The following is a 7,364-nucleotide window of genomic DNA, read 5'->3' on the forward strand; positions in this document are numbered from 1 at the left end:
CGCGCACGCGCGCAGGAGCAGGGCGCCGCAATCACCATCCAGAGAGCCACAGGCACTGCTTGCTTGAAAGAGCGCAGGCCTTGGCCCTGTGGGCGCCACGACGAAGAACAAATAAGCAAACAAGGGGAACCAGAAAATGAGCGGCAAACCCGCTGCCCGGCAGGGCGATTTGACGAAAAAAGGCGGCCCGATCGTCCAGGGCTCGGCGACGGTGCTGATTGGCTCGGCCGGGGGCGTGGCGTGCTCGGAGTGTCCCGGAGGGATGGCGGTGGGCAACCCGGTGAACCCATCGCTGGGCGCCAAGGTGCTGACGGGGGCGGATGAACTGGATTTCGCGCTGCCGGGGCCGCTGCCGCTGGCGTGGCAGCGGGTGTACAGCAGTTACGTGAACGCGCAGCATGGTGCGGCATGCGGGTTGCTGGGGTATGGGTGGAAGCTGCCGCTGGAGTTGCGTTTGCGGCTGGAGCCGGACCGGGCGGTGCTCTTCGATGCATCCGGGCGGGCGATCACGTTCGAGGAGCCCTTGTTGCCGGGCCAGGCGCTGTACAGCAGCAGCGAGGACCTGTGGCTGTTGCGGGGCGGGGGCATGGCGGACGGTCATCCCGGGGCCACGGAGTCCACCACGGACCCGAACTCATCATCGACCCGAACCTCCACCCCGGCTGAACTGCTGCCCTGGGCACAGCAACCGCGCTGGTCGCACGTGCCGGCAGTGCTGCGTGCGGACCCGGGCTGCGTGATCGCCGTGCCGGGTGCGGGCGGGGCAGGCGCACCGGCCTGGGTGTTCCTGCCAGCGGGCGCGTCGGGGGAGGGACCTGCCGCGGGCCATGTCCTGCACGCCGTGATCGACCGCTTCGGCCGCAGCCAGCGCTACCAATGGGGCGAAGAGGGTTTGTCGCGAGGGCGCATCGTGGGCGTCACCGATGGCACCGGGCGCCGCTATGTACTGCGCTACGAACGCATCGTGCCGGATGCCACTGCAGCCCGCAGACCTGGCCGGCCGGATGAGTCCGTGCATGCACGCCATTCGCTGCTCTGCCCGGACGACGGGATGCGGCTGGTGGGCGTGGACTGCACTTTCAACCCGCTCGACCCTGCAGTGGTACCCGGCGCGGCCCCGCGCCCGCAATCGCTCGTGGGCTACCGCTACGACAGCGCAGGCAACCTGGCCGAGGTGCTGGGCGCGGATGGCACGGTGCTGCGCCGCTTCGGCTACGACGCATTGCACCGCATGACAGAGCACCAGGTGCGCCAGGGGCCGCAGCACCGCTACGTGTATGAGGACCAGACCGCGCAGGGCCGTCGCCAGGGGCTGGCGGCGCGCCCTGGGGCCCGGGTCGCCGAGCAGCACAACGAAGAGGGACTGTCGTACTTCTTCGAGTACAGCGAAGCACCCTCGCAGGCTGCGCACCCCACGCAATCCGCACGCGCCACGCAGGCAGCCCGGGGCTCGGAGGATGGCAAGGACGGCCCTGCTCCGGTCACCGCGTCCTTACCCAGCACCAGCCAAAGCAGCACGGTGGTGCGCGACAGCCTGGGCCGTACCACGGCTTACCACTTCGAGGGCGAAGGCGGCCTCAAGCGCCTGGTGCGCCTCGTGGCCCCGGACGGAGCCGAACAAGGATTCCGATACGACAGCGCCGGCCGGCGGCTCTCGGCCACCGATGCGCTGGGCCGCACGACATGGTGGCGCTACGACGGCGCAGGCCGGCTGCTGGGCGTGCAGGGCCCGGACGGTCGGAGCACGCAGCAGCACTGGGGTGCAGCGGGCAGCGCGCAGGACGGCTTGTTGCTGGCCAGCCAGGACGCAGCCGGACTTCGCACGGACTTCCGGTATGACGACTGGGGGCGGCTCGTGGAAGTGGCGACGGGCCCGGCCGGAATCGGGGATGGCTCCACTGACCGCCAAGCCCTCATCACCAGGTTGGAATACGAACAAGCCCAGGAAGATGCCGCTAGCGGCACCGTAGGCTTCCCTCTCCACACGCTCGCCTGGTGCGACCAGCCCGTGGCGATGATCGATGCGCAGGGCGGGCGCAGCCTCTACGCATACAACGCCTGCGGCCAGCTCGCGCGGCACACCGACTGCTCCGGACGCAGCCAGACATGGCGCCACGGCGCCTGGGGCGAGGTGGTGGAGGCCACGGATGCGCTGGGCCAGCGCACCCAGCTGCACCATGTGCTGCAGCACGGCGCGCTGCGTCTGGTGGGCGTGCAGCAGCCGGGCAACACGGGCGTACGGTATCGGTGGGGCCCTGATGGTTGGCTGGCGGCAGCCACGCACGGCACGCACGATGTGCTGGAAGGCACGGGCGAGCCCGCAGGCACCAGCACGACGGTCGCCTACCGGCACGACCTGTGGGGACGGGTGGTGGAGCAGGTGCAGGCGGGCCGGGGCGTGCAGCTGCGCTACGACGTGGCCGGGCGGCTGCAGGAACTCGTCAACGAGAACGGCGACGTGACGCGCTTCGTGCACGACGCGGCGGACCGGCTGGTGCAGGAAGTGGGCTTCGACGGGCGCAGCCAGGTGTACGGCTACGACGCTGCCGGCCAGCTCACGCACACGGGCGACGGGCATGGCGAAGGCCACCATCCGGGGGCGGCGGCGCGGCCGGAATTGGGCGCAGTAGTGCGCACGCGGCTGCACTACGACCTGGGTGGCCGACTGGTGGCGCGTGTCGCCGTGCGGCTGCCGGCCCCGGAGCCCTCCGATACCGAACCTCACGCGATACTGCAGATCCAGCGCTTCGAGCACACTTCGGCCGGAACATTGCTGCAGGCGCGGACCTGGGAAGCCCAGTTGCCCCACGGGATCGAGCCCATGGCTCTGTCAACGGCCCTGTCTTCTGACTCCTCGCGCCCAGGCACTGCCACAGACCGCCCCATCCCCCTGGCCGAGCGCTGGCTGGAACTGGAAACGCAGGCTGTGCTGTCCCTGCTGGATCGCCCGGGCGACCCGGTGCATGCACCGCTGGCCGCAGCGCTCCAGGCGCAGCGGCTGCAGCCAGAAACGCGCGTGGCGATGGCGCTCGATGCTTTCGGGCGCGTCTGCGGAGAGACGCAGACGCTGTACCGGAAGCCGCAGGCGCCACACCTCCAGGCCGGCCTGAGTGCCGGTGAGCCCCCCGTGGAGTTCGAGCACGCGATCACCCACACCCTGGGCCCGCTGGGCCAGCGCACGGCCACGCAGGCGCAAGGCCTGGGCACGCTGCAGTGGCTGGCCTACGGCTCGGGTCACGTGCACGGGCTGTTGCTGGACGGCCAGCCGCTGGTGGACTGGGAGCGCGATGCGCTGCACCGCGAGGTGGGACGCACGCTGCACCTGCTGGAAGGCCAGGACAACGCAGACCTGACGGCCATCGTGCATGCACGGCAGCTGGACCCGATGGGCCGCATGCTGCACCAGGACTGGCGCGGCCTGCGCCATGGGGCGGCCATGCCAACGACCGGTGACGCCAATGACTCCGATACGGGCCCCTCGTCCGCCGCGGGCCGCATCGCCCCGGCCCTAGGTCCCCTCTCCACACTCGCCCAGCGCCGCTACTGGTACGACCCGCTGGGCCAACTGGTGGGCGTGCAGACCCCGGGCGAGGCCACGCGCTACGGCTACGACGCCTGGCAGCGCCTGAGCGGGCTGCACCGTGCGGGCCAGGGTACGCAGGAAGTCCGGCAGCACTGGGCGCTCGACCCCGCAGGCAATCGCCTGCCCGCGCCCCCGGAGGCCGGCGTGATGGCACCGCACGCCGATCGGCAGGCGTGGGCCCGCGAGCTGCGCGATCATCTGCAAGACCCCGACTTCGACCTGCTGCGCGCGGGCGACGGACCCGGCGAGCGTGCGGGCCCGGTCACGCACTGGCCGGGCAATCGCATCGGATGGAGCACACCGAAGGGGGATGGCGACGGCCAAGGCACCCCGATCCGCTACCGCTACGACGCCTTCGGCAACCGGGTGCAGGCGCTGCACGCCGACGGTCGGGCGCAGCGGCTGCACTACGACGCCCTGCACCAGTTGCGCGAAGTCTGGGAGCGCGAGGGAACGCGTGGCGCCTGGCAACGGGTGGCCTGCTACCGCTATGACCCCTTCGGCCGGCGGCTGGCCAAGACCGTCGTCGGCGATAGCCGGCACAGCCACGGAGCCGCACCGGGCTCTGCAGCCACTACCCATGCTGGCTGGGACGGTGATCGCCTGGTGCATATCGAAGGCCCGCAGGGGCTGCAGCACACGCTGTACGAGCCGGACTCCTTCGTGCCGCTGCTGCGGCTGGAGCGGGACCGGGCCATCCCCACACCCGTGCAGGCCATGTTCGCGCTGGAAAACCAAGGCGGCGAATCCCACGCGGCCGCCTTGTTCGCGGGATTGCCGCGCGCACAGCGCGAATGGCTGGAACTGGCCCTGACCGACGCCCTGGGGCCGCAGGGCGATGCACCGCGATCCCGCCTGCAGGCAGGCCTGCCCGAAGCAACCGGCGCACTGCTCTCCGCGGGCCTCCGAGCCGTGCGCCAGCAACGGCAGGACTCCGCCCAGGCCCACGCGACGCGCATCCGCCATGTCCTGTGCGATCACCTGGGTACGCCCATCGCCCTGGTGGATGCCAACGGCCCGCAGGCGGGCCTGGTCACCTGGGCTGCCACCTACCACGCCTGGGGTGCCCTGCGCGAGGAATACGATCCGCACGGTATCGGGCAGGACATCCGTTTTCAGGGCCAGCAGTTCGATGCCGAAACGGGATTGCACTACAACCGGTTTCGGTACTACGACCCGGTGCTGGGGCAGTATGTGACGCAGGATCCGATTGGGTTGGTTGGAGGAATGAATAAATTAATATACCCTTTGAATCCAATTTCCAAGATAGATCCTTTCGGTCTTAAGGAGGGTGAGGGTGGATTTTTATCAAAGATATTTGGTTGGGGCGAAAAAGCTAGTTCAATCAAAGATGCTGCCGAAGCGGGGCAATTGGTTTTGGACAATAAAAAATTAGAAAAAGAATTTGGACGCCTTGAAGATGAATTGTTGTCTTGCATCTCTCAAACACCGACATGCTCTACAGAAAAAATGCAGGCTATCGAAAAGAGGATGGAAGAGATCAGGAAGAAGATTTTAAAAAATACGGGTGAAATAACAAAGATCATGATGGAGACTCCTGGAACGTCTGCAGGTGGTCCAGTACATATTCCAGGAATGAAGCCATGAAGAATATTAAGTTAATTACTTTCATTGTTGCTTTTGCCGCGACGATTTCCGTATTTTTGCTCTATCGGCACAGCAGGGTTGATGAACTCGAAGCTTTGATCCCGAAGGGGCGATGTGTCAAGTCTCAATATGATGACGACGGAAGAAAAGATAGGATTTACATAAATTGCCAATCTGATGATGGAAAAAAGTACATCATTATTGCAAGGAGTGTGAAAGACGAAGTTCAGATTAATAATATATATTCAAATTTAAAAGAAGGTAAGAAGATAAAAGATTTCATCTGCTCCGAGTTCAAGAATCCAGGCGGCGCAAGCAGTCCTAATAAGATAACTAGTCTCCATACTTGTCTCTCTAAGAAGCGGTTTATGGTTTTTACCGCCACCAGCGAGGAGGCTATTGTGTTCTTTATTAATCAATACTGAGAATTCTTGAGATTGAAACAATGGAGTCAAGGCGAAGTTTGATCTGCTACAACGCGACGTGGATAGCGTAACTGCCTAAATCATGAAAATGTTATTGCTTGTTGGTCTTGTCATGCTCTCATGTTCATCGTGGGCTGAGGATGTGGCCGACCATCAAGACAAGGTATCGATCCTGGGGCAGGAGGTAACTTTGCCGGCTGGTTGTGAAATAACCGATGTCAAGAATAGATTCATTTGCGCAGATGATTTTGGAAATGAGCAAGTAATTGGATTTAATGAGGGCGATGGGTTTGAGGGAGTAATTGAGAAAAATTATCAAGAGGCTGCTTTCAATCGATCTGTAATTAAAACTGGTTATGGCTATTTCATTCAGTACACAGCCAAAAAGAGCGGCTTGCAATACAGTTTTATATATTTGGGGAAGGAGATGGTTGTATTCTTCGGCGGAGACCTGAGGTTGGTTTACACGCTTGCGATGCAAACTCGCAGCTTGCTGGAAGCCAAGAAAAATGCCGAAGTACCAAACAGCCATCGATGATATTTGAGCCTCGGAAGTTAGAATGAGAAGAATATTTTTCTCAGTCCTTTTGTTATTCTTTATTTCCTTGTCTCGTGCCCGTGATCCCTCGGGGGCGATTTCTGTTACGGGAGCTGCCAGCTTTTATCTTGGCGAGAGTGAGTTGAGAGATTGCATAGAGAAAGCTGAACAGGGAGATGGAGAAGCCTCCATGAAGGTGTATCGCCACTTTTCTCTGGGGCTGTACGATGAAAAGAAATCAAAATACTGGTTGAAATATTCTGCCAATCTAAATATTCCCGAGGCTCAATATGAGTTGGCATATCATTATTTGATGGACGGAAAGATCATGGAGGCAGAGGAGTGGGCTGAAACGGCTCGCTCTAATGGTAGCGCTGAGGCGGTAAGAATCACTGAAGAAATTAAAATAAAAAACCTGAGAGCTAATCAAAAATGATCGTGAAAAGCCCGCCGTCGTACGGGTGGGATTTCCGCGTTTGCCGAAATGTATGCGTACATGTTTTTTTTGAGTGAGGGTTAATGGTTTTCGAAATTGCCGATGTTCATGAGGGCTCGGTAGTTAGGAAATTGATATTCCTGGCGGCCACGTTCTTTGCTGCAGGTTATTTTGCATGGGTGATTTTTGCTTCAAATACTATCAAAGAGTTCTGCACTACTGCTGGTGACAGGTGTGTGACCGTTCATGGGTGGGTGGATTCACCCATCATGAGAGGTGAACGATCGATAGTGACCCGTTGGCGCCTACGAATTTCGGGAGCGAAGTTGATCTCTCAGAAATAAACTATGAGATATTTAGTTTTTCTGCTATTGCTAACCCCTGTCATTCCTTCTCTCGTTTTTCTTGTTTTGTTGTTTTATGATGTAAATATCGCTTTCGATATCTCCCCCCGCGTCAGAATAGTTGTCGCCTCGATAGGACTCCGGTGTTCGGAGTTCATGAAGGTAGTAGGAGGCTGTGTAGTTGTGGTCGAAGGTCTGCGTGGTGGGCAACGCGAAGCGTTGTCCACGGCAAGCGGGCCGGTGCGCGCAGCGCATCGTCCACAAATGCACAGCCTTGCAGGTGCCTTCAGGCGCCGGCCCGCTGCCGTGTGTTCACCCCGGGGGCGAAGAGCGAGAAGCCAGTTGGCACGATACGGACAAGCATTCAAAGACAGAGCGGTGGGCAGGTTGCTGCCACCGCACAGCGCCACGCCCGATGAGCTGGCGCGTG

Annotated in this window: 4 protein-coding genes; all 4 read left to right on the top strand. The window is 61.6% G+C overall.

Annotation, left to right across the window (positions count from 1 at the left end; translation table 11 throughout):
• Window positions 1-136: 136 nt before the first annotated feature.
• The 4 genes from T336_RS25375 (at window position 137) to T336_RS26780 (ending at window position 6,590) form a co-directional block, all read left to right on the top strand.
• Entirely contained in the window at window positions 137-5,191 is a 5,055-nt protein-coding gene (locus T336_RS25375; protein ID WP_035226502.1) for an RHS repeat-associated core domain-containing protein, read from the top strand.
• Window positions 5,188-5,616: a hypothetical protein gene (locus T336_RS26770; protein ID WP_156957898.1), complete on the top strand. Its 429-nt coding sequence runs from the start codon at window positions 5,188-5,190 to the stop codon at window positions 5,614-5,616. Before T336_RS25375 ends, T336_RS26770 begins: the two co-directional genes overlap by 4 nt.
• A gap of 82 nt (window positions 5,617-5,698) precedes the next feature.
• Window positions 5,699-6,154: a hypothetical protein gene (locus T336_RS26775; RefSeq protein WP_156957899.1), complete on the top strand. Its 456-nt coding sequence runs from the start codon at window positions 5,699-5,701 to the stop codon at window positions 6,152-6,154.
• Between the two features lie 22 nt (window positions 6,155-6,176).
• A complete protein-coding gene (locus T336_RS26780) occupies window positions 6,177-6,590 on the top strand; it encodes an SEL1-like repeat protein (RefSeq protein ID WP_156957900.1) in 414 nt (137 codons plus the stop codon).
• Window positions 6,591-7,364: the final 774 nt, after the last annotated feature.

Source organism: Paracidovorax oryzae ATCC 19882 (assembly GCF_000687165.1).
Classification (GTDB): Bacteria; Pseudomonadota; Gammaproteobacteria; order Burkholderiales; family Burkholderiaceae_C; genus Paracidovorax; species Paracidovorax oryzae.